The following is a 22,145-nucleotide window of genomic DNA, read 5'->3' on the forward strand; positions in this document are numbered from 1 at the left end:
ATAAAGGCAGAGCGTATAATTTTGTCGAAGGAAAGAAATGGTTCAAGTCAGATGTCCTACTCTATCATTGTCGCGAAGGACGTAAAGGGAATGGAAAATTGCGAGGAGTAGCGGGAATCGCAGCCCAATTGCCTCCTTGAGCGACGTAGGGCAGAAGATCAAGGATGGAGCAGAGCACTGCCGCTTCTTCATGTGCCTGGCATTATTTTGAAGTTAGGTGGTATTATACGGAAATGAAAGAACAACTGTCTCGGTTATTCGGTTTTGCGGAGCGTCAATCGCTGGATGAAGTGAAACAGCTTCCGGTGAATGAGATTGTCAGCAGTCCCTATCAGCCTCGAACTATATTCGATGATGAGCGTATTGATGAACTGTGTCAGACGATCAAAACGCACGGCGTTATTCAGCCGATCGTTGTCCGCCAGCGAAACGGGCAATTTGAAATCATTGCCGGAGAGCGCCGTTGGCGTGCTGTCAAGAAGTTGGGCTTGGATACGATCCCGGGCATCGTAAGAGAAATTAATGACGCTCAGGCGGCATCCATTGCCTTGATCGAGAATTTGCAGCGTGAAGGGCTTACAGCGATTGAAGAAGCATATGCTTATCAGAAACTCATTGATTTGCACAATTTGACGCAAGAAAGCTTGGCGCAACGGCTTGGCAAGAGCCAGTCTACAATAGCCAATAAAATTCGCTTGCTGAATCTACCGGATGTAGTGAAGCAGGCCTTAATGGAACGCAAGATTACAGAGCGACATGCAAGAGCATTGCTTGGTCTCGATTCAGAGAGTTTGCAACTCAAACTGCTTGAGGAGATTATCGCGAAAGAATTGAATGTTAAGCAGACAGAGGCACGAGTCGCGTTTTATAAAGAGGTTCACAAGGCGAAGAAATCGAAGCGTATCTCATATACAAAGGATGTACGTCTTGCGCTGAATACGATTCGACAGTCAATCGATCTTGTGACTGGATCAGGCTTAAAAATTAAAACGGATGAACATGATCATGATGATCATTATGAGATTGTCATCAAAATACCGAAAAGGTAGATTATTATAAACGTGTGTTGTTTAAAGAGGTCGACAGATATTTCTTACAAGGGTGCAGCAGCCTTAATCAATAAGAAGAGGGATTTATGGCTATAGCTAGGGAATTGATGAAAGTAAAAATCCTACTGGCAGAGGGGACGTAAAGCTAGCTGCTCCGCATATACATTTGCACTCACATCCTGACCTTTTTAGTAACCTATATATCAGATTCACCTAATTATCGGTTGATACCAGCCTAATCGTTGTATGTTTCCTATCGTACGACGATATTGTTGTCATGCGTAGTGCTCAAATATGTGCAGCGGCAGGCAAGAGGCCGCTCTTTTCTGTTTTTGTGGTCGTTAGCGGTTATCGTTACAGCTAGAAACGCAAAAGAAACAACATTGAGGTGAAGAGGAATGGCTAAGGTTATTGCCATTACCAACCAGAAGGGCGGCGTCGGCAAGACAACGACGACGGTAAATTTGGGTGCAGGTTTGGCGTTATTAGGGAAGCGGGTGCTGCTTGTCGATATTGATCCACAAGGCAACACCACGAGTGGTATCGGGATTAACAAAGCAGATGTAACGAATTGCATTTATGACGTGATAATTAATGATGTTCATCCGAAGGACGCAACGATTCCGACTATGGTCGAAGGTCTGCACATTATTCCGGCAACGATACAATTGGCGGGTGCTGAGATTGAATTGGTTCCGACGATATCACGTGAAGTACGATTAAAGAAATCGCTTCAGCTTGTAGCACATTTGTACGATTACATATTAATTGATTGCCCACCTTCACTTGGGATATTGACGATCAATTCCTTAACAGCATCCCATTCGGTCATTATACCGATTCAATGTGAGTACTATGCGTTAGAGGGACTCAGCCAATTGTTGAATACGGTCAGACTTGTTCAGAAGCATTTGAATACCTCTCTGCAAATTGAGGGTGTTCTTCTTACGATGCTTGATGCACGTACGAACTTGGGTATACAAGTCATTGATGAAGTTAAGAAGTATTTTCAACAGAAGGTGTATACAACGATTATTCCCCGTAACATACGCCTTAGTGAGGCACCGTCACATGGTCAGTCGATCATGACCTACGATCCGAAATCTAAGGGTGCGGAAGTATATTTGGAACTTGCGAAGGAAGTGATTTCGTATGAGTAAGCGATTAGGACGTGGATTAGACGCGCTCATTCCGTCACTATCCGTCAATGATGACGATAAGGTAGTAGAGGTATCTCTACAACAGCTGCGTCCCAATCCATATCAGCCGCGAAAACATTTTGATGAGCAGTCTATTCAGGAGCTTGCAGAATCAATTAAGCAGCATGGTGTCATTCAGCCCATTATTGTGCGGAGTGTTTTAAAGGGATATGAGATTATTGCTGGAGAACGCCGCTATCGAGCCTCTCAGCAGCTTGGTTTGCAGCATATTCCAGCAGTTGTTCGCAACTTCTCCGATCAACAAGTCATGGAAATTGCCCTGATTGAAAATTTACAACGTGAAAATTTAAACGCCATTGAATTGGCCGTTGCTTATCAAGCTTTAATGGATCAGTTCACGTTAACGCAAGAAGAACTATCTGTTAAAGTAGGTAAGTCGCGCTCACATATCGCTAATTTTCTGCGTCTGTTGCAGCTCCCAGAAGAAGTAAAGGAATGTGTTTCACGTGGAACACTATCAATGGGACATGCGCGTGCCATTGTAGGGGTAAAGGACGAGGCAAAGGTGAAGCAGTTGGCTAAAGCTTCCATCGAACAAGGGTGGAGCGTTCGTCAGTTGGAGGAAGCAATCCAGCAGATGAACAAAAAAGGGAAGTCAATTGATAAAACGAAGCTTATCCGCAAAGATCCTTACTTAGACGAATTGGAAGAAAGTTTGCGTGAACGATTCCGTACGACAGTTAAAATTAAACAGAGCAAAGATAAAGGGAAAATTGAGATATCGTACTTTAACAAGCAGGATCTGGAGCGATTATTAGAATTGCTTCAATCGTTGTCGGCTCAATAAAGCCTTAGTTGGGATTCTTGTACATGAACTGGCATTCTTGGTTGTTATCCGAAGCAAGAGGGGATTACACTAAGCATGCCAGTTTTGTGTTGGGACAGAACAATCAGCCAGAAGGACAAGGCAACGATAAACAGTTTATTATTTACAAAATATTGAAGCAAAAGGTTACAACTTTGTTGTCTCTTCATTTGGTTAGATCGTGTTATAACTAAATGTAGAGATCCGTTAAAAGGGCATATTTCCGAATATCATCAATGACCATAAACAGGTTCAGCTTCATCGCAGCCTTTGGAAGTTGATATAGGGCAGAAAAACGCAGATTTTTCAAGTTAATGGTGGGGAAAAAGTATTGTATGAGTCCGATGAAAAAATTTATACTAAGAATGGACGAAATACATACAGAAAATATGACTCATCATTCGGCCAGCTCGCATCATAGCTGCCCATTATAGATAATAAATATTGATAGACAGCAAGCGAACTAATGGGGAAACGCAAGGATGAGGAAGTCCGTGCATTTGAGGTACGGGACACGTTATAGGCAGGAGAGAACAAAGACTTATGATGAATGAATTGCAGAATGATTGGTTGCCGCTCATTGCCGCTGGCATCGGCATATTGTTATTGTTGTTACTTATTATTGTTCTTCTCCAAGGGTCACAGCTCCGTAAGCTTCGCCGCAAATATGAGGCGATTATGGGGGAAAGTGGTATTGAAAATTTGGATGTTGTATTGTCCAGCATGCATGAGGATATTGCACATCTGCAAGGGAAGACGGAACAGCATCATGCTGACATGGAGCAAACGAAAAAAGCTCTGAAAAAGATGAAATCCCACGTCGGCATACAGCGTTACAATGCATTTGCAGAGCGCGGGAGTGATTTAAGCTTCTCGATTGCATGGTTAAATGAGGAGCAGGATGGGGTTGTCATTACAGGCATCCACGGACGGGATCACTCATATGTATATGCGAAGCCCATAGAGAATGGACAGTCTTCCTATTCCTTGTCCCCGGAAGAGAAGCAAGCAATGGAGCTTGCAGAGGCAAAGAAGGGCTCCTAATCCGTGTACTTATCGATGGGCTAAGGAAGTGAGTGACTGTTCGATTGTATCCGCGATCACCTCGGCCATACCCATGACCAAATGAAGCCTAGTATTTTGCAATACGAAATATTCCATGAAGCCTCCGACGTTGACAATGCCTGTAATGTGCATATCTCCGATCGGGGGCAATTGTTTATTTACCCCAGCCCCAGGACGGACCGGCCCTTCAACGACTTGAACGGAACCCACACTGCTGCTCTGGCCAAGACAAGCGTCAACTGCAATAATGAAGGTATGAGGATCGCTCGCTTGCAGTGAATCTATCGTCTCTTGCAAATTCATGGCATGAACAGGCTGCTGTAGTGTCCCGAGAACTTGAAAGTGACGGGAAGTGGACTTCGACAGCCGTGTCCCGACGAGAGGGCCGAGACAGTCGCCCGTTGAACGATCGGTTCCAATGCAGATAACCGTTGTCGACTGGTGAGAAGCTCGCATTTGCAAATGGTGTTGGCAGGAATGAATTAGGGAAGATAGTGCGTTAGGTGCATCATAAACCACTTTACATGGATGGCATTCATGGGTTGACGGGCGTTTGAACAAAGAAAATGTCATCACAAGCAGCCTCCGTTTTCTACTAAAGGTACTATCTAGTATATGGAAGCAAGAAAACTTTTATACTTCGACGAGAATAAGTTCCTATTTTATAATAAAGTGTCCTAACATTGATAACGCTAGATAGTAATAGAGGGGGAATGAAGATGTTATGGGCCGCAGCGGCAGATAAGCCAGAAGAAGTAACCGACAATATTGAACAGACGCTGTCGGTATTCGAGAAATGGCAGCAAGGGATATGGAACTGGGTAACCGATATGGCAACTTGGGAAATGCTCTTAGTAAAAACCATTAAAATTGTACTGATTATATTAGTAACCAGAATCGTGATTCGCATTGTTCATCGAATGATTAATCATACGATTGCCAAGCAGGAGAAATCCCGCCTGAACGGACAACCGAGGCGGCTTGTTACGGTAGGAAAGCTGCTTAAAAATATGACCTCGCTTGCAATGAATTTTATTATGATCCTTGTAGTTTTATCGGAGTTCAATGTGAATTTGGCACCGCTGTTAGCGGGGGCAGGGGTAGTCGGCTTGGCCATTGGTTTTGGTGCTCAAAGCTTGGTGAAGGATGTTATGACCGGATTTTTCATAATATTGGAGGATCATTTCGCGGTAGGCGATGTCATTAAGGTTGGATCCTTCCAAGGTACGGTAGAGATGATTGGTTTGCGGTCGACTCGGATCCATAGCTGGACTGGAGAGGTTCACGTCATTCCAAACGGTAGCATTACCGAGGTAACCAACTATTCACTAAACAACTCGATTGCTGTTGTGGATGTATCGATTGCTTATGAGGAGAATGTAGAGAAGGCTATTCAAGTCATGAATAAAGCGCTTGAAGCATTGCCAGAGCACAATGAGAATGTAGTCAAGACGCCGCAAGTTTTGGGCGTTCAAACGCTTGGGCCTTCAGAAGTGACGATTCGGGTTATTGCCGAATGCCGTCCATTCACCCAAGCAGGTGTTGTTCGTATGATTAATGCAGATATGAAGCGGGCTCTAGAGCGAGAGGGAATTGAGATTCCATACCCGCGCCTCGTTACGTATCAACGAGCAGAACAAGGAGGGAATATGTAATGGATCGTAAAGTCTTCGCACTGGGTGATATCGTTCAAATGAAAAAGCCTCATCCTTGTGGTACAAATGAGATGGAGATCATTCGAATGGGCATGGATATCCGCATTAAGTGCGTTGGATGCAAGCATAGTGTGCTTGTCCCGCGCGCGAAGTTCGAGAAGAGCATGAAGAAGGTGCTTCGTTCTGCTCATCCTGATTCTGAGTAAGATAATTTTGTAAAAAATATGTTGCAATATAGTGTGGACTATGGTAAGATAACTCTTGCTATGGAAAGGTACCCAAGAGGTCCAAGGGGGCTGACTCGAAATCAGCTAGGCGTCGCAAGGCGTGCGTGGGTTCGAATCCCACCCTTTCCGCCACTTATTGGATATGATAACTCCGGAGCTTAGGCTTCGGAGTTTTTTGCATGTTATAGGCAAGTTTTTGCTGCCTCTGGAGCTGTCGATGACGATGTATGTGTTGTTGTAACAAATGCTGAAATAAATAGAGAAGGGACTTCGCATGCGCGAAATCCCTTCCTGGTTGACGGTGCTTATTCGACTTCTATCTTCACAATTCAGATGGCTTAGGTTTTCTTCATCATATGGAACCATATAAAAATTCCATTACGATAAGTGTGTTACAGATAAATGCTCTACAGCACAACCCCTCGCTTCCCTTTATTTCGTAAAGTTAAATGTCTCCACTAGGCTTCTTTGCTCCATTGTTCAACGGAACCCACCTCGCTTCGCACCGTCAGTTGTTATTATGGATCGTTATTGCGGAATTATACATACATCCGAGAAAAAAATAAAAAGGGTGCAGCAAATGAGAGAAGGGATCTCGCATGCGCGAAATCCCTTCCTGGTTGACGGTGCTTATTCGACTTCTATCTTCACAATGTTCAGATGGCTTAGGCTTCCTACATCACATGGAACCTTTACGGTATCCATATTACGATAAGTGTGTTGCAGACAAATGGTCTTTAGCACAACCCCTCGCTTCTCTTATGTCGTAAAGTTAAATGTCTCCACTAGGCTTCTTCGCTCCATTGTTCAACGGAACCACACCTCGCTTCGCACCGTCAGTTGTTATTATGGCTCATTATCACGTTTCTATACACGGATAATAAAAAAAGTGAAACGATCGAATCAGTGCGTCAAAGCATGGCGCTTTTTCTTCCACTTTCGGTCTTTGTTCGTTGTTTCAGGGAATGTATCACCCTTCTTCAACTTAATTTGTTTTGGATCTTGAATTTCGGTATGGAAGCTTCTTTCACCGACTTCCATATAAATGGCATCATTGGGTGCTTTGTCTCCCGGTTCGAATTCTGTTTTCTCGCCCATTGTGTAACCTCCTGAAAGGATGTTGTATAGATGCAGAAGCGTAACGAGATCGCTTGCCTATGTAGTGTGTGCGCAGGGGTATCCCTTAATGAATGGAGAAAAGTGCTTGTATGCGGACACGAAGATGCACTTGCATGTCATCCTTCATTTTGGTACACTAGTTTAGTGCGAGTTTTCTCGCTCCTTGCTTCTGACAAGATCAGAAGCCTGAAGTCCATAAGGAGGTGAACGTGAAATGCGCAAATACGAATTGATGTACATCATTCGTCCTGACGTAGAGCAAGAAGCTGTTCAAACAACAGTCGACAAATTCCAAGGCGTTATCTCTAACGGCGGTGGAGAAATTACGAAGCACGATGTGATGGGTAAGCGTCGTCTTGCTTACGAAATCAAGAAGTTCCGCGATGGCGTGTACGTTCTCGTGAACTTTACTGCAGAACCTGCAGTAGTAGCGGAGTTGGATCGTCAACTTAAGATTTCTGACGAAATCATCCGTCATCTTGTTGTTAGCGACGTGGCTTAATAGCCAAAACTATCGTAAGTTCGTAAAGGATACGTCGAAGGAGGGGATAGCATGTTGAATCGCGTGATATTGATAGGACGTCTTACACGGGACCCTGAATTGCGCTACACTTCATCTGGAGTGGCAGTAACGCAGTTCACGTTAGCGGTTGATCGACCGTTCTCGAGTCAAGGTGGGGAGCGTGAAGCGGACTTTATTCCAGTCGTTACTTGGCGGCAGCTAGCTGAGACATGTGCAAATTATTTGCGCAAGGGTCGGCTTACAGCAGTAGAAGGACGCATTCAAGTGCGCAACTATGACAATAACGAAGGTAAACGTGTATACGTGACTGAAATTATTGCTGATAATGTGCGTTTCTTGGAATCGAACCGTGATAACGGGGGAACACGTGATGATATGGGCGGCGGCAATTACGGTGCACCAGCACCGCAATACAACAATGCTCCAGCACGTGGTGGGAATTCCAATTCTCGCGGACAAGCAGCAGCAGATCCTTTCTCTGATGACGGTAGACCTATCGACATTTCCGATGATGATTTGCCATTCTAGAACGGAAAGGACTGACATGAATGAGCTTTAAGCAAAATGAAGGCGGCGAACGCGAAGGCCGTAAATTCGGTGGCCGTAGAGGTCGTAACAAGCGCCGTAAAGTGTGCTTCTTCACAGTGAACAAAATCACTCACATTGATTATAAAGACATCGACCTGTTGAAGAAATTCATCAGCGAGCGCGGCAAAATCTTGCCACGCCGTGTAACAGGTACAAGCGCGAAGTACCAACGTGCTTTGACGATCGCTGTAAAACGCGCTCGCCAAGTAGCATTGCTTCCGTACACTACGGAGTAATGATGGTGCAGAAGACAGCTGATATGATATCAGCTGTCTTTTTTATTGTCTTTTTTAATTTATCGACAGAGGGCTTTTCGTTATCTCACATCGTGTTCGATTTTTGAATTGCTGATCTTATGGATTTCTGATCAAATATGTAATCATAACTGGAATAATTCCTTCTGCCACATGACCAATACAGTGGAATGATACCCGTGCGGTTGACATGGCCTAGAGAGGGATGAAGCTCCTCTACGGATTGAAGGGAAGCAGGGGCTACAATCGAGCCTGGTAACGCTGTTCCATTCGCAGGAGGAGCGAATTCTCCGCGACAATGGAAGCGGAGTCTGAGCTTGACCTCCTCCTGTTGCATAGGATTCATCATGTACAAGTATAGAACATACCATATCTTTACTTGTGCGGCTAATACAGTAACCCATCCTTTTTTCTAATTTACCATGCCTGTATCCCATTCAATCTTGATTTCGCAAATGAATAAATGCTGCTCCAGTTGGATGGGGGGTTCCGTCTCGAGGCGGATTCCTTCATATGGCTGCAGTGATACAATGGATAGCAGGAGAAGGATGAAAATGGTTTCGGTACGGAGGTTTAGATCATGAGATGGCACGAACGATTCAGTAAACGTTGGCAGGGACAAGAAATCGACTATCAATGGCCATCCCCACAGCTTCCGATTATTAGCATCCGGAGCAGTGGCGCTAGCCGAGTAGGCCGACACAGTAAGGTCGCAATTGGCCTTATCGCGATTGGGGATATCGCAATCGGTCTCATCGCTGGAGGAATGATAAGTGTTGGTCTGTTTGCATTTGGTGCCATATCCTTAGGACTGCTGGCAGCAGTGGGTGCCATTGCATTCAGTGATTTATTTTCGGTAGGGGCGATTGCGGTTAGTGATTGGCTGTCCATTGGCGCTGTGGCCGTGAGTAGTGTCTTATCCATCGGTGCTGTTGTAATTAGCAACGTGGCATTAGGAGTCGTTGCTATCGGTCAATATGCGTATGGTGTCGTCGCTATAGGCAATCATGGGTTTGGACTCATTCCATTAACGTTAGATGTTGTACGCTGGGTAAAGAGCTGGTTCGGATGATCATTATTCCATATCCTGTGTGAAAACCGCCCAAAAATGGGCGGTTTTTTGGTACTTCTGTCAAAATAGTGATCCGGATCATGAAATCTGTATTTTCCTTTTTGATCGTTTGCATGTAAAATAAAAATATTGTTTCATGCATAATCATCAAAGAAATTTGTCAAAGAGGGTTCTGATTACCGGTCGTTACAAACAGATAAAATCGACCGAGCATGCTCATCCTATATCTGATACAGCTTAACCATAAGGGAACGTGGATATTCCAATATTGGGTTATGAAGCTGTCAGTGTAGAATGTGAGCATGTCTTTTACATTCATCGTCACATACTGTTCTAGGCAGGTACTAAGCGGTATGAAGCTCATGTTCAACGAATAGAGTAAGTGCACGATCGCATGATCAAAGCCGCAATTATTACGATTCGAATAAATGAGAAGTAAAACGATGAGCAGCTAGCGTGGCTGGTCTTTTTTGAAAAATCACCATGCGACACTTTCTAGGGGAATAGGTACTGCTAGTATAGGAAATTCGTGTCGTTCGCACTGGGGCGGGTATCTTTGAGAAGTGAAGCAGGTGTGATGTGCTGCCAATTTCGAATTAGAGCGAACCGAAGCTTACACACATGAGGAAAAATGAAACACCGTACGCGGATAGGGAAATCAGATTGACGCGGATAGCTATGCGCAGCATAATGTTTTTCATCTGGTCAATGCGGAAAATGCCTAAGAGCTATACTGAAACAGGTATGGAAGGCAACAAAAATGCTTCTTATATGTATGAAATAAGAACTATCGGTTAGTAAATGGATTTTGGATATGATCGCATCACATAAAGGAAGAAGAGGATTACGAATGAAAAAAAATAAATATAAAAAATGGGGAATCGCCCTGGCAATCATCGCGATTGTTGGTCTTAGCGGATTTATATTCCGCAAGCAGCTAGCGGTTCTGGCCTTCGATATGTTCTTATCCGGGCATGTAGAAGAGACGCTTGATAAGTCTTATAAGCCAATTGAAGGCAAAGAAGAAGTAATTCGCAAAGTGACGGAGCCATTCTCAGTACTACTGCTGGGGGTTGACCAGCGAGGTAAGGAAATTGGACGTTCTGATACCATTATATATTCGGTTGTAAGACCACAAGATAACAAAGTATTGCTGTTATCGATTCCACGTGATACGTATACGGAAATCATCGGCAAGGGATTTGAAACGAAGCTCAATCACGCTTATGCCTATGGCGGTGCGAAGATGAGCATGGAGTCGGTAGATAATCTGCTCAAGCATAAGGTTGACCATTATGCGACAATTAACTTCGAGGGATTGAAGGATGTCGTCAATGCATTAGATGGCGTTAAACTCCCAATTACGAAGGCGATCGTCAACAAAGATCCCGATCATGAGAAGTTCCGCATAGAGCCGAACAAGCCGATCTATGATGGTCAAGAAGCATTGTACTTCGTACGTTACCGTGAGGATTCGGATATGAACCGTACGATGCGTCACCGCATATTCTTGAACGCGGTTATGCAGCGTACCATCGAAATGGATAAAATCGGACGCATTCCAGAGCTTATTGAAATTATGGGTGAGAATTTTACAACGGATATGCGACCGAAGTATATGATTGATTTGGCCAAGACGATGTTCACAAATGACGGAGTACCGAGCATTAGCAGCTATATGCTGCATGGTGACGGCAAGATGATTGGCAACGGCTGGTATTATATGGTGAAGGATGAGGATCTGGATTATATTAAGACTCTGCTGGACAACTGGCTGGATCCGAAGACGAGCAAAGAGAATCTAATGGAACCACGCCAAGTGAAAGAAGATTAATGGTATAGAAACCGGAAAGTCAGTCGTATTTATTACGGCTGACTTTTTGTTTTTGTATGCCTAAATGTGTTAATTTATTGTTAGGGAGTTACAGCGATCATCTCGCTGGAGTCGTTTGAGGAGGAGACCTAACGGATGAACATTGCTTTTTTCTTAACACCGAAACATGAGGTTGTTAGTCTTACATTGAATACAACATTGAGACAAACACTCGAACGAATGGAATATCATCGGTACACGGCTGTTCCGATTTTGAATGATGAAGGGGAATATGTAGGAACGGTTACCGAAGGAGACCTGTTATGGCACATGAAAAATTCCAATGGCGCGATTACGTTTGAGAACGCTTCAAAATCCTTGCTGAAAGAAGTTTCGCTGAATATGCATAATAAATCAGTACGAATTGACTCCAATATGGAGGATCTTATTAATTTGGCTAAGGTGCAGAACTTTGTCCCGGTGGTTGATGATATGAACCGTTTTATTGGCATCGTGAGGCGCAGTCAAATTATCGAATATTGCGAGCAGTTCGTCACCAAAGCTATGGACGTGAAGTAATTATGGTATAATGAAAATGACGCCCTTTTCAGAAATATGGAAGATATAGGGATATACCCGCGGAATAAGCGGTCTCGGGGTTTCTTTCCGGGGGAAAAAGATTGAATGCGCAAGAGGTGAACGTATTGAAAAACCGCTGGTCATCGTCTTTATTATGGGCGATTGTAGCGCTCGTATTGTTATTATCCATATTGCAGCCGATACAGGTGTTGACGATGAGTTTTATGGCGGTTCCATTTGTGATGCTGTATGCAACGCAATCAAAGCAGAGATTCGCTCTTATCACTGCTGCCGTGCTTGCCGTCGTCTACTTGTTAATGGGGAAGGCAGGCATGATTGTTGCTGTAACCGCCTTGTACTTTATTATTCCGGGCATTGTCATTGGCCACATGTTTAAAAGCAGAAAGCCTGCACTCAACGTGTTCGTTGCTGGAACCGTGACCTTTCTCGTTGAGTCCCTTGTCCTCTTCGTCATAGCGAAGTGGGTACTAGACTTCAATGTGTATGAATTTGTGATTGAGATGCTGAACTACGGGATGGTCGGTGTTGAGCAGTCTGCACTATTCCCGACGCAAGTGACAGCAGAAATGAAACAACAATTTGCGCTTCTCATGAGCAAGATGGTTCCATTTATGATGATTGTGAGTGCGCTGTATATGGGTACGATTACGTACGCTATCAGCCGTCGTCTATTAACCGCGCAAGGACATGATGTGCAGAAGATGAAACCTGTACACCAATGGATGCTTCCGAAGTCTCTTGTCGTGTACTATTTCATCGTTGTGATTCTTGACCTTGTTGGCCCGAAGTCAACGGACAGCTTCTTAACGATGATTGTATTGAACTTGGCGCCGCTCTTGCAGTTGGCATTCGTAGTGCAGGGGATTGCCTTTCTCTTCTTCTTTGCGCACATGAAGAAATGGGGCAAGGTGCTGCCGATTGTCATTACAGTAGCTGCATTGTTCATTCCACTGCTCTATTCACTACTTCGAATTGTAGGATTGGTGGATCTCGTCCTTCCGATGCGGAAGTACCTGTCCAAACCAAAAGTATAGGGTGAGAAGGCATGCCTAAACTATTGTTCCAACGTTGGTATACGAAGCATACAAGCTGGACATTCGTTGTATTGATCGCCATGAGCTTAGTGCTGACCTGGTATAACTGGGGAGTCGGGGTATTGGCATGGATCAGTATTGCAGCGCTCGCTATGGCATCGTTCACGGCAGAACGTAAATTCCGGGAAGAGACGGAGTCGTATTTATCAACGCTTGGATTACGAGTAAAGCGGGCTGGGGAAGAGGCCATCATCGACTTGCCGTATGGCATCCTTTTGTATCGTGAGGATCGTGTCATAGAATGGCATAATCCTTATGTATCTCAGCTAACCGGACAGGATGGGTTAGTTGGAGAGGAATTGACGGATATCTTCCCACAGCTTCATATGGGAAAAGAAAAGGATCGCTCCGCTGAATTGTTCATCGGTGGGCGTATCGTACATGCGGATATTGTGCCAGAGGAGCGGGTTGTCTACTTTACGGACATTACTGACCTGTGGAGCTTACGTAAACGTTATGACGAAGAACGGATAGCAGTCGGAGTCGTCATTATGGATAACTTGGAGGAATCGACCCAAGGGCTGGACGACCAGCAGCGGGCTGCCCTGCTCGCGCGTGTAAATGGACAGATTACGTCCTGGGCAGGCGAGCATGGTGTATTGATGAAGCGGCTGTCCTCTGATCGACACTTCATGATTATGGATGTGCAGACACTGAAGGCACTGGAGCAGACGAGATTCGTTATTCTTGACGAGGTTCGGGAGACGACGCTTGATAATAAGCTTCCAGTAACACTCAGCATGGGCATTGCAGCTGGCGCAGACAGTATCCCAGAACTGGGTCAGCTGGCACAGTCAAGCTTGGATATTGCACTTGGCCGTGGTGGAGATCAGGTAGCGGTTCGCATGGGACAACGATTATCGTTCTATGGCGGTAAATCGAATGCGGTAGAGAAACGGACTCGGGTTCGCGCACGGGTTATCGCGCACGCGCTTCGAGATTTCATTAAGCAGAGCGACGCTGTGTTCATTATGGGGCACAAAAATCCGGATACGGATTCGATTGGATCGTCGATTGGCGTGCTGAACGCATGCCGAATGCTTGGAATTGAAGCCTATATCGTGCTGGAAGAGAGCAATCCTTCGATCGATCGTCTAGTGGACTATTTGAAGAAGGATGAAATTCTATGGTCAAGGTTTATCTCTCGAGCGGAAGCTATCGAAATGATTACGGAAGCAAGCCTTCTGGTTGTATGTGATACACACAAAGCCTCTATGGTAGAAGAGCCGCGTTTGCTTCAATCGGATCGGATTGTCATTATCGATCATCATCGCCGAGGCGAAGAGTTCATTAATGATGCGGTTCTCGTTTATTTGGAGCCCTATGCATCTTCTACGGCTGAGCTTGTTACGGAACTGCTGCAATATATCCATAATCGGATAAATCTCAGCATGCTGGAGGCAACGGCATTGCTGGCAGGAATCACGGTAGACACGAAGTATTTCACGCTGCGAACAGGCTCGCGTACATTCGATGCGGCAAGCTTCCTTCGCAGACAAGGTGCAGACCCATTGCTTATCCAGCGCATCTTGAAGGAAGACCTGGATGAGTATATTCAGAAGGCGGAAGTCATCCGCCATGCACAGATGCTGTATGGACATATTGCGATTGCGGTTACAGAGCCAGGACGAAAATTTTCTCAGTTGCTCATTGCACAGGTAGCTGATACGCTATTAAATATGACCGATGTTCTCGCTTCGTTCGTTATTAGCGAGCGAAATGACGGACTCATCGGGATTAGCGCGCGTTCGCTGGGCCAGATGAATGTACAGGTCGTTATGGAACGGCTGGGCGGCGGCGGACATCTAACGAATGCCGCAGCTCAATTGCAAGGAACGCTTGTTGAGGCAGAAGCGAAGCTGAAGCGCGTGCTGGAAGAAATCGACGCAGAAGAGGGGTTGTTCGAATGAAAGTCATCTTGTTGCAGGATGTAAAAGGACAAGGCAAGAAAGGACAAGTCAAAGAGGTTTCCGAAGGGTACGCTCAAAATTTCCTCATCAAGCAGGGACTGGCTCGTCCGGCGACGGACGGCAATCTTAAGACCCTGGATCAACAGAAGAAGTCAGAAGATAAACGCAAGGAACAAGAAAAGATAGATGCGGAAATGCTTGCAGCGAAGCTGGGAGAAACAACAGTTGAGTTGAAGGCAAAGGCTGGTGAAGGCGGCCGTCTGTTCGGTGCCATCACATCGAAGCAAATTGCAGAAGCTCTTGCAGGCATGAAGATCAAAATAGATAAGCGTAAAATCGAACTGCATGACCCGATTCGTACGCTGGGATATACGAATGTAGCCGTGAAGCTGCATCCTGAAGTCAAGGCGACGATGAAGGTGCACGTAACGGAGGAATAGAATGAACGAGATGTATGTCGATCGTGTTCCGCCGCAGAACCTGGAGGCTGAGCAGGCCGTTCTCGGCGCTATATTGCTCCACTCCGAAGCGATGATCACGGCGATGGAGCGGATTCAGTCCGAGGACTTCTACAATCCGGCCCATCAGATGATCTATGAGGCGATGATCGAGCTGGGCGAAGACAACCAGCCGATAGACCTTGTAACGCTTACAGCGAAGCTGAAGGATAAGCAGCAGTTGGAAGACGTCGGCAGTGTGTCTTATTTGACGAAACTGGCCAATGCGGTACCTACCGCAGCCAACGTCGATTATTACGCGCAAATTATTGAAGAAAAGTCAATGATGCGACGTCTCATTCGGACTGCCACGCAAATCGCAAGTGAAGGCTATACAGGCGGCGAGGATGTCTCTGGATTGCTTAGCGATGCGGAACGACGTATCTTAGAAATTTCGAATCGCCGCTCTTCGAGCGGCTTTATCGCGATTAAAGATGTGTTGATGGAAGTCTATGATAAGGTTGAGACATTAAGCCAGCAGACTGGCGGAGGGACGACAGGAATTCCATCAGGCTTCCCTGATTTGGATAAGATGACATCGGGTTTCCAGCGCAGTGACCTTGTTATTGTGGCTGCTCGTCCGTCCGTCGGCAAGACAGCCTTCGCCTTGAACGTAGCCCAGAATGTTGGGGTTCGCGCGAAGGAGACGGTAGCGATATTCAGTCTCGAGATGTCCGCGGCACAGCTTGTACAACGTATGGTCTGCGCCGAGTCGAATGTTGATGCAGGACGGCTTCGTACAGGTGCGCTTGAGGATGATGACTGGGAGAAGCTGACGATGTCCATCGCAGCCTTGTCCGAGGCAGAGGTCTACATTGATGATACACCAGGGATAACGGTGGCGGATATCCGAGCCAAGTGCAGACGCCTGAAGAAGGAACATGGTCTTGGCATGATCTTGATCGATTACTTGCAGCTGATTCAAGGACGCGGCAAGCCAGGCGAGAACCGTCAGCAGGAGGTCTCCGAGATATCACGTACGCTGAAGCAGATAGCCCGTGAGCTTGAGGTTCCCGTTATTGCCTTGTCCCAGTTAAGCCGGGGCGTAGAGCAGCGGCAGGATAAGCGTCCGATGATGTCCGATCTTCGGGAATCGGGTTCCATTGAGCAGGATGCTGATATCGTTGCATTTTTGTACCGTGATGATTACTACAATCAGGATACGGAGAAAAAGAATATTATCGAAATTATTATCGCTAAGCAGCGTAATGGTCCAGTAGGTACGGTGGAGTTGGTGTTCTTGAAGAACTTCAACAAATTCGTCAGCTACGAAAGGAATCATCAGGACGCTTCTGCGGGATAATAAGCGTAAAAGAAAGCGAACGTTGTTTTCCGAACATTTGGTTAAGGTCGGATATCAACGTTCGCTTTTCGTTGACTTTGCACTATTTGACTGATAAACTAGGTATGCTGCTTGGAGCAAAAGCTTAAAAAAGCAGTGAATAACGGTGTGTAAACACCCGCCGGGGGTATGAATATGTCTACAGTAGTCGTCGTAGGAACCCAATGGGGAGACGAGGGGAAAGGGAAAATCACTGACTTCCTCGCCGAAAGCGCCGACGTGGTTGCGCGTTATCAGGGTGGTAACAATGCGGGACACACGATCTTGATTGATAATAAGAAATATAAGCTGAGCCTGATTCCATCCGGTATTTTCTACACAAACAAAATTTGTGTAATCGGTAATGGTATGGTCATCAATCCAAAGGCACTAATCCAAGAGATTGAATATATTCACGAAAATGGTTTCTCTACCGATAATCTTCGCATTAGTGATCGTGCGCATGTCATCATGCCGTATCACATGGTGCTGGACGGTCTGGAGGAAGAGCGCAAAGGCCCGAACAAGATTGGAACGACCCGCAAAGGGATCGGACCTTGTTATATGGATAAAGCAGCTCGCAACGGCATTCGTATTGTCGACTTGCTCGACAAGGATGTATTCGAGAAGAAATTCCGCCACTTGGCAAATGAGAAGAACGAGTTAATCAGAATGTATGGCGGCGAAGAGCTGGATATCGAAGCTACGTTGCAGGAATACTTCGAATATGCAGAATTCATTCGCAAGTATGTGGTTGATACCTCGGTTGTACTTAATGATGCAATCGATGACGGCAAGAAGGTATTGTTCGAAGGTGCGCAGGGCGTTATGCTTGATATCGACCAAGGTACGTATCCGTTCGTTACTTCTTCGAACCCAACAGCTGGCGGTGTCTGCATCGGTTCTGGTGTTGGCCCATCCAAGATTGAAGAGGTTATCGGCGTAGCGAAGGCTTATACGACTCGCGTTGGTGATGGTCCGTTCCCAACAGAGCTGAACAATGAGACAGGCGACTTCATCCGCGAAGCTGGCCATGAGTATGGTACAGTAACAGGTCGCGCACGTCGCGTAGGCTGGTTCGACAGTGTCGTCGTACGCCATGCCCGCCGTGTGAGCGGGATTACAGGCTTGTCCCTGAACTCGCTTGATGTATTGACTGGACTGGAGACAGTTAAAATCTGTACGGCTTACAAGTGCGGCGATGAGATTATCGAGCACTATCCAGCAAGCTTGGATATGCTTGCGAAGTGCGAAGCAATCTATGAAGAAATGCCAGGCTGGTCGGAAGACATCACAGGCTGCAAGACGCTTGATGAACTGCCTGAATCAACACGCAACTATGTGAAGCGCGTATCGGAGCTGACAGGCATTCCGATCTCGATCTTCTCCGTTGGCCGCAACCGCGAGCAGACGAACCAAGTGCGTTCTATCTACCGCTAATTGCAGCATAATATAGAAACGAAACGGCTTTTCCTTCGGGAAGAGTCGTTTTTTTTGTATATAATTGGGCATACTAAACAGTAAATGACTGTGGGCCGGCACGGATCCCGAATACAAGATAGAGGAAGAAGAGTCATATTAGAGGCTGCTAGAGGCTGCTAGTACTCTATTATACACACTCGGGCACGAGGGAGGGCTATTGCCCTCGCGTGACAGCAAGAGCTGGCTAGGAGGTAGTATAGATGCGCTTAGTGTGGCGTGTGATGCGGTTAGCAATGACGATTTTGGTCGTAGGTATATTATCTAGCTTATTAACGGTTGGAACGACAGCGATCGTAGTCGATCGATATATTCAGACTGCCTTGGATAGTTTCCATATCCCAATAGAACGGAAGCCGCTGACACTTACCTCTATGTGGGGTGTTCTGCTTGGCTCCGATGTACAAACGGCTAGTCAATCAAATAATAAGTCTACAGGTACGAGTCAGGATGGGATAACGGGAAATAGCGGAAACCATACAGAACGAACCACTACTAATAGTCAGGAATCGGGATCGAATCGGAATGGGCAGGGAGCGACTGAGACGAATGGCGGCGGAACGACAGGATCCCCATCTGCTGGAGGAAATGAAGGCAAGAGCGGATCAACTCCAACGCCTGATGGCGCTTTTCCGGTAATGGGGGGCATAACATCCGGTCAGGAATCGAAGGGGCGGGAGGCAATAATAGTGCCGCCTGACGCGATAGCGAAGAGCAAGGAAGAGTTGTCGAAGGAGAAGAAGGATCAAATCTTTGCAACCTTGATGAAGAAGCTCCCGCAAGAGGATTGGCAGCGCATCTCTACCTTAATGGAGGGAGGATTGACTTCCAGTGAGGTTATGGAAGTCGAACAGATTCTCGCGAAGCATCTGAATGACGAGGAATATAAGGAGATGCGGGAGTGGATGGTGGGAGAATCGAAGACGAAGGATACTACAAGCACTACAGATGGTTCAAATGCGAAGGAAAGCAAGACAGAAAGCTCGGGAACACCGTAGTCTGATTCATAGGCTTCACGATGAACATCTTTGTGAGAACATATGCTGAATAAACCGATTAAAAGGATTGCATAATAAACGCGAAAGTGGCCATCTCCTACGGAGAGCACATTTTCGCGTTTTTGTTTTGGAAAAGTAAGGGGTGTAAGGATGAACAACGTCCAAAAAATGACGAATTCGGTCAAGTTGCAATGTACTTTCGACCTATGGTACATTAAAAAAAGATGACAAAACGTTAACTTTTGTAAATTTTCATAGAAAAAGATCACATTACGTATGAGAATATAGGCATTGTATTCGCAAAGGAGACCATCATGGAACGTTTCAACGGAAATCGTCGGGAGGAAAAGGAACAAATGAATGATCGCAACCGATGGCAACAATGGACGGCTGCATGGCGGGAACGGTTGACGAGGAATCCTGCAACCCGATGGATGACAAAGAGGAAAAGAACGATTGTATTCGCAATGAGTGGCATGGCATTGGCTGCATCTGCAGTATGGGGAGGCATTACCTATGTACAAGCCAATACGATACCTTTTTATCATGTATACCATAAGAATGAACTGGTGGGCACGGTGTCTGCTCTAGAAGAAGTAGAGCAATATTATGCAGCTCGGCTCCAGAAGGAACAGGCTAAGTATCCGAACGCCCATATGAAGATAAATCGAGAGGGAATTCGAACGATTGAGGATTCCGGATTCAAGGCGAAGCCGACAACGGAAGCAACGTTAGCGAAGCTCGATCAATTGACGCCTGCATATGCAGAGGGTGTAGAGCTGAAGATCAACGGCGCGACAGTCGGATATGTGAATGACGAGGCTACGGCCGAGAAAATATTGAAGCAGGTAAAGGCGAAGTACACTCCATCTGCATCGAACAAAGGGAATGCGAAGGAAGTGCGCGTATTAGCTGCGCCTATGCGCTCTGCGAAGGCCACGAAAGCCGTATCACGCTTGGAATCTGTCAGTTTCCGCGAGCGTGTCAGCACGGAAAATGCCAATATTAGCCCAGACCAACTGATGACGCAGGATGAGGCGATTAGCAAGCTGACGACAGGCCTCACGAATAAGCTCCAATATATTGTGAGGGCAGGAGATACCGTTTCTTCAATTGCAAATAAGATGAATGTCTCTATGGATGCGATCTACCATAACAACCCGACTGTCGGGGAGGAACGTCTGCAGGATGGACAAATTCTTAATTTGACGGATACGAAGCCGCTTATTACCGTGAAGACGGTTGAAGCTTATAGCGAGTATTTGGTGACTGAGCCGCAGAAGATGATTAAGGAAGATCCGAATATGCGCTCGGGGGAGTCCAAGGTCGTGCGCAAGGGCAAACAGGGATTAAAGCGCATGTCTTATCGCCTGGTGAAGGACAACGGCAAGCTGTCCCACGAGGAATGGATTGAGCAAGAGGTTGTCGAGCCTGCCATTCCGGAGATTGTCATTCGCGGTACGAAGGTCGTGCGCGGCGAAGGGACAGGCTCCTTCGATTGGCCTGTGAACAGTGCAACCTTGACAAGCGGATTCGGCAAGCGCTGGGGCCGCATGCACAAGGGGATCGACATGGTATCCTCGGATCGTTCGATTATGGCTGCTGATGAAGGCGTCGTACTGTTTGCGGGTGTGAAGAACGGGTATGGCAATTGCATCATCGTCAACCATCGCAATGGGTACAAAACCTTGTACGGCCACCTAAGCAAAATTAATATCAATGCCGGCGATATTGTGGAGAAGGGTCAAGATATTGGCGTAATGGGCAATACGGGCGATTCCACAGGTACACATTTGCATTTCGAAATTATTAAAAATGACGAAGTGCAGAATCCTCTTAAATACTTATAAACGCAAGCTAGACGGGACGAATCGGATGTCCCGTCTTTTTTATATTTAGATTGCCGCGTTATGCCGTCTTCTCCAACGTTTGGGTTCGGGATGTAGAGACAATTATGGTAAAATAGAGTGACATAAGGACTGGCTGCATGCAGAACGGAATTTGTGACTGTATTAGTACGTGGCAGGAAATGTGAAGGTAGAGGGAGAGGTGCGGATTCGTGTACGGCAAAATTCTCGTTGTAGATGATGAACAACCGATTGCAGATATTTTAAAGTTTAATTTGGAGAAGGAAGGCTACGAGGTCATCTGCGCCTTCGATGGGGGAGCTGCCGTTGATTTGGCAATATCGGAGAAGCCGGATCTTATGCTTCTTGACTTGATGCTACCCGTGAAGGACGGGATGGATGTGTGCCGTGAGGTACGTCAGCATTTGCATATGCCTATTATTATGCTGACGGCGAAGGACACAGAGCTTGATAAGGTATTAGGCTTGGAATTGGGGGCCGATGACTATGTGACGAAGCCGTTCAGCACGAGAGAGCTGCTGGCTCGGGTTAAGGCTCACTTGCGGCGCCAAAACAAAATCTCTACTCCAGATCCAGAAGAGGATGCTGAGACATCTGCCGCAGAGAAGCAGGGTATGAAGCTGCATGAGCTGCTCATTGATACGGATATGTATGTAGTCTATAAGAACGGAGCTATGCTGGATTTGACGCATCGGGAGTATGAACTGCTGTTCTACTTGGTGCGCAATGCTGGCAAGGTCATGACACGCGAGCACCTGCTGCAGGCAGTGTGGGGATATGAGTATTTCGGAGATGTGCGCACGGTGGATGTAACGATACGCCGCCTGCGCGAGAAGATTGAGGATGATCCGAGCAAGCCGGAATATATCATTACACGGCGCGGATTGGGATATATGATGCGCAATCCGCGGAGTGGAGGATTCTAGTGAAGCGGGGGCTAGGTCGATTTTTTCGCACCATTCAGGCGAAGCTGATTATTATTTATGTT

22 protein-coding genes and 1 tRNA gene are annotated in these 22,145 nt (G+C 46.2%); 21 read left to right on the forward strand and 2 right to left on the reverse strand.

The features are described 5' to 3' along the window. The first annotated feature begins 233 nt into the window (after positions 1-233). The 4 genes from noc (at position 234) to BP95_RS0121750 (ending at position 4,118) form a co-directional block, all read left to right on the forward strand. Complete coding sequence (gene noc, locus BP95_RS0121735) at positions 234-1,049, forward strand: nucleoid occlusion protein (RefSeq protein WP_028533228.1); 816 nt, start codon at positions 234-236, stop codon at positions 1,047-1,049. 398 nt (positions 1,050-1,447) lie between these two features. Further along, complete coding sequence (locus tag BP95_RS0121740; protein ID WP_005545445.1) at positions 1,448-2,209, forward strand: ParA family protein; 762 nt, start codon at positions 1,448-1,450, stop codon at positions 2,207-2,209. Further along, positions 2,202-3,056: a ParB/RepB/Spo0J family partition protein gene (locus BP95_RS0121745; protein WP_021257545.1), complete on the forward strand. Its 855-nt coding sequence runs from the start codon at positions 2,202-2,204 to the stop codon at positions 3,054-3,056. The genes BP95_RS0121740 and BP95_RS0121745 overlap by 8 nt, the downstream gene beginning before the upstream one ends. A 561-nt stretch (positions 3,057-3,617) precedes the next feature. Continuing rightward, positions 3,618-4,118: a DUF4446 family protein gene (locus BP95_RS0121750; protein WP_021258404.1), complete on the forward strand. Its 501-nt coding sequence runs from the start codon at positions 3,618-3,620 to the stop codon at positions 4,116-4,118. Positions 4,119-4,127: 9 nt separating this feature from the next. Here the strand turns inward: BP95_RS0121750 and yyaC are convergent, their stop codons facing one another. Beyond that, on the reverse strand, positions 4,128-4,712 hold the full coding sequence (gene yyaC, locus BP95_RS0121755; protein ID WP_028533229.1) for a spore protease YyaC: 585 nt from the start codon (positions 4,710-4,712) through the stop codon (positions 4,128-4,130). A 146-nt stretch (positions 4,713-4,858) separates the two neighbouring features. Between yyaC and BP95_RS0121760 the strand changes: the two genes are divergently transcribed. The 3 genes from BP95_RS0121760 to BP95_RS0121770 all read left to right on the forward strand — a co-directional run bounded on the left by BP95_RS0121760 (position 4,859) and on the right by BP95_RS0121770 (position 6,153). Next, complete coding sequence (locus BP95_RS0121760) at positions 4,859-5,794, forward strand: mechanosensitive ion channel family protein (RefSeq protein WP_028533230.1); 936 nt, start codon at positions 4,859-4,861, stop codon at positions 5,792-5,794. Continuing rightward, on the forward strand, positions 5,794-6,000 hold the full coding sequence (locus tag BP95_RS0121765; RefSeq protein ID WP_028533231.1) for a DUF951 domain-containing protein: 207 nt from the start codon (positions 5,794-5,796) through the stop codon (positions 5,998-6,000). Before BP95_RS0121760 ends, BP95_RS0121765 begins: the two co-directional genes overlap by 1 nt. A 62-nt stretch (positions 6,001-6,062) precedes the next feature. Further along, positions 6,063-6,153: transfer RNA gene (locus BP95_RS0121770), tRNA-Ser, on the forward strand. A 771-nt stretch (positions 6,154-6,924) separates the two neighbouring features. On the opposite strand, the gene BP95_RS0121775 is transcribed toward BP95_RS0121770, so the two are convergent. Next, positions 6,925-7,119: a YjzC family protein gene (locus BP95_RS0121775; RefSeq protein WP_021257541.1), complete on the reverse strand. Its 195-nt coding sequence runs from the start codon at positions 7,117-7,119 to the stop codon at positions 6,925-6,927. 235 nt (positions 7,120-7,354) lie between these two features. On the opposite strand from BP95_RS0121775, the gene rpsF reads away from it, so the two are divergent. The 14 genes from rpsF to yycF all read left to right on the forward strand — a co-directional run bounded on the left by rpsF (position 7,355) and on the right by yycF (position 22,083). Beyond that, the gene (rpsF, locus tag BP95_RS0121780) at positions 7,355-7,642 is read left to right on the forward strand and encodes a 30S ribosomal protein S6 (protein WP_021257540.1); all 288 of its coding nucleotides are present in this window, start codon (positions 7,355-7,357) and stop codon (positions 7,640-7,642) included. Between the two features lie 51 nt (positions 7,643-7,693). After that, a complete protein-coding gene (ssb, locus tag BP95_RS0121785) occupies positions 7,694-8,191 on the forward strand; it encodes a single-stranded DNA-binding protein (protein ID WP_021257539.1) in 498 nt (165 codons plus the stop codon). A gap of 20 nt (positions 8,192-8,211) precedes the next feature. Beyond that, the gene (gene rpsR, locus BP95_RS0121790) at positions 8,212-8,487 is read left to right on the forward strand and encodes a 30S ribosomal protein S18 (protein WP_021257538.1); all 276 of its coding nucleotides are present in this window, start codon (positions 8,212-8,214) and stop codon (positions 8,485-8,487) included. A gap of 598 nt (positions 8,488-9,085) precedes the next feature. Then, positions 9,086-9,577 (forward strand): hypothetical protein, encoded by a 492-nt coding sequence (locus tag BP95_RS0121800; RefSeq protein ID WP_021257537.1) that lies wholly within the window; start codon positions 9,086-9,088, stop codon positions 9,575-9,577. Between the two features lie 850 nt (positions 9,578-10,427). Beyond that, positions 10,428-11,411: an LCP family protein gene (locus tag BP95_RS0121805; RefSeq protein WP_021257536.1), complete on the forward strand. Its 984-nt coding sequence runs from the start codon at positions 10,428-10,430 to the stop codon at positions 11,409-11,411. Positions 11,412-11,546: 135 nt separating this feature from the next. Further along, positions 11,547-11,969, forward strand: a complete 423-nt coding sequence (locus BP95_RS0121810) for a CBS domain-containing protein (protein ID WP_021257535.1) — start codon at positions 11,547-11,549, stop codon at positions 11,967-11,969. Between the two features lie 101 nt (positions 11,970-12,070). Next, positions 12,071-13,024: a YybS family protein gene (locus BP95_RS0121815; RefSeq protein WP_231515172.1), complete on the forward strand. Its 954-nt coding sequence runs from the start codon at positions 12,071-12,073 to the stop codon at positions 13,022-13,024. An 11-nt stretch (positions 13,025-13,035) separates the two neighbouring features. After that, positions 13,036-14,994: a DHH family phosphoesterase gene (locus tag BP95_RS0121820; protein ID WP_028533234.1), complete on the forward strand. Its 1,959-nt coding sequence runs from the start codon at positions 13,036-13,038 to the stop codon at positions 14,992-14,994. Further along, complete coding sequence (gene rplI, locus BP95_RS0121825; protein WP_028533235.1) at positions 14,991-15,434, forward strand: 50S ribosomal protein L9; 444 nt, start codon at positions 14,991-14,993, stop codon at positions 15,432-15,434. Before BP95_RS0121820 ends, rplI begins: the two co-directional genes overlap by 4 nt. A 1-nt stretch (position 15,435) precedes the next feature. Beyond that, a complete protein-coding gene (dnaB, locus tag BP95_RS0121830; protein ID WP_021257531.1) occupies positions 15,436-16,794 on the forward strand; it encodes a replicative DNA helicase in 1,359 nt (452 codons plus the stop codon). A gap of 174 nt (positions 16,795-16,968) precedes the next feature. Next, positions 16,969-18,252 (forward strand): adenylosuccinate synthase, encoded by a 1,284-nt coding sequence (locus BP95_RS0121835; protein ID WP_028533236.1) that lies wholly within the window; start codon positions 16,969-16,971, stop codon positions 18,250-18,252. A gap of 242 nt (positions 18,253-18,494) precedes the next feature. Continuing rightward, the gene (locus tag BP95_RS34095; protein WP_028533237.1) at positions 18,495-19,289 is read left to right on the forward strand and encodes a hypothetical protein; all 795 of its coding nucleotides are present in this window, start codon (positions 18,495-18,497) and stop codon (positions 19,287-19,289) included. 314 nt (positions 19,290-19,603) lie between these two features. Then, complete coding sequence (locus BP95_RS0121845; RefSeq protein WP_028533238.1) at positions 19,604-21,139, forward strand: peptidoglycan DD-metalloendopeptidase family protein; 1,536 nt, start codon at positions 19,604-19,606, stop codon at positions 21,137-21,139. Between the two features lie 209 nt (positions 21,140-21,348). After that, positions 21,349-22,083 carry a response regulator YycF gene (gene yycF, locus BP95_RS0121850; protein WP_021257527.1) on the forward strand — a complete coding sequence of 245 codons (735 nt, stop codon included), beginning with the start codon at positions 21,349-21,351 and terminating at the stop codon, positions 22,081-22,083. The last annotated feature ends 62 nt before the right edge of the window (positions 22,084-22,145 follow it).

The sequence above is a fragment of the Paenibacillus sp. UNC217MF genome (assembly GCF_000686865.1).
Lineage (GTDB): Bacteria > Bacillota > Bacilli > Paenibacillales > Paenibacillaceae > Paenibacillus_B > Paenibacillus_B suaedae.

Excerpts from the sequence above, each read along its gene's own strand:
- BP95_RS0121765 (WP_028533231.1), top strand. The coding sequence starts at position 5,794 with ATGGATCGTAAAGTCTTCGCACTGGGTGATATCGTTCAAATGAAAAAG.
- rplI (WP_028533235.1), top strand. The coding sequence starts at position 14,991 with ATGAAAGTCATCTTGTTGCAGGATGTAAAAGGACAAGGCAAGAAAGGA.
- BP95_RS0121810 (WP_021257535.1), top strand. The coding sequence starts at position 11,547 with ATGAACATTGCTTTTTTCTTAACACCGAAACATGAGGTTGTTAGTCTT.
- BP95_RS0121800 (WP_021257537.1), top strand. The coding sequence starts at position 9,086 with ATGAGATGGCACGAACGATTCAGTAAACGTTGGCAGGGACAAGAAATC.
- BP95_RS0121745 (WP_021257545.1), top strand. The coding sequence starts at position 2,202 with ATGAGTAAGCGATTAGGACGTGGATTAGACGCGCTCATTCCGTCACTA.
- BP95_RS0121775 (WP_021257541.1), bottom strand. The coding sequence starts at position 7,119 with ATGGGCGAGAAAACAGAATTCGAACCGGGAGACAAAGCACCCAATGAT.
- BP95_RS0121805 (WP_021257536.1), top strand. The coding sequence starts at position 10,428 with ATGAAAAAAAATAAATATAAAAAATGGGGAATCGCCCTGGCAATCATC.
- BP95_RS0121750 (WP_021258404.1), top strand. The coding sequence starts at position 3,618 with ATGATGAATGAATTGCAGAATGATTGGTTGCCGCTCATTGCCGCTGGC.
- rpsF (WP_021257540.1), top strand. The coding sequence starts at position 7,355 with ATGCGCAAATACGAATTGATGTACATCATTCGTCCTGACGTAGAGCAA.
- noc (WP_028533228.1), top strand. The coding sequence starts at position 234 with ATGAAAGAACAACTGTCTCGGTTATTCGGTTTTGCGGAGCGTCAATCG.
- dnaB (WP_021257531.1), top strand. The coding sequence starts at position 15,436 with ATGAACGAGATGTATGTCGATCGTGTTCCGCCGCAGAACCTGGAGGCT.
- ssb (WP_021257539.1), top strand. The coding sequence starts at position 7,694 with ATGTTGAATCGCGTGATATTGATAGGACGTCTTACACGGGACCCTGAA.
- BP95_RS0121845 (WP_028533238.1), top strand. The coding sequence starts at position 19,604 with ATGGAACGTTTCAACGGAAATCGTCGGGAGGAAAAGGAACAAATGAAT.
- BP95_RS0121820 (WP_028533234.1), top strand. The coding sequence starts at position 13,036 with ATGCCTAAACTATTGTTCCAACGTTGGTATACGAAGCATACAAGCTGG.
- yyaC (WP_028533229.1), bottom strand. The coding sequence starts at position 4,712 with ATGACATTTTCTTTGTTCAAACGCCCGTCAACCCATGAATGCCATCCA.
- BP95_RS0121740 (WP_005545445.1), top strand. The coding sequence starts at position 1,448 with ATGGCTAAGGTTATTGCCATTACCAACCAGAAGGGCGGCGTCGGCAAG.
- BP95_RS0121835 (WP_028533236.1), top strand. The coding sequence starts at position 16,969 with ATGTCTACAGTAGTCGTCGTAGGAACCCAATGGGGAGACGAGGGGAAA.
- BP95_RS0121760 (WP_028533230.1), top strand. The coding sequence starts at position 4,859 with ATGTTATGGGCCGCAGCGGCAGATAAGCCAGAAGAAGTAACCGACAAT.
- rpsR (WP_021257538.1), top strand. The coding sequence starts at position 8,212 with ATGAGCTTTAAGCAAAATGAAGGCGGCGAACGCGAAGGCCGTAAATTC.
- BP95_RS34095 (WP_028533237.1), top strand. The coding sequence starts at position 18,495 with ATGCGCTTAGTGTGGCGTGTGATGCGGTTAGCAATGACGATTTTGGTC.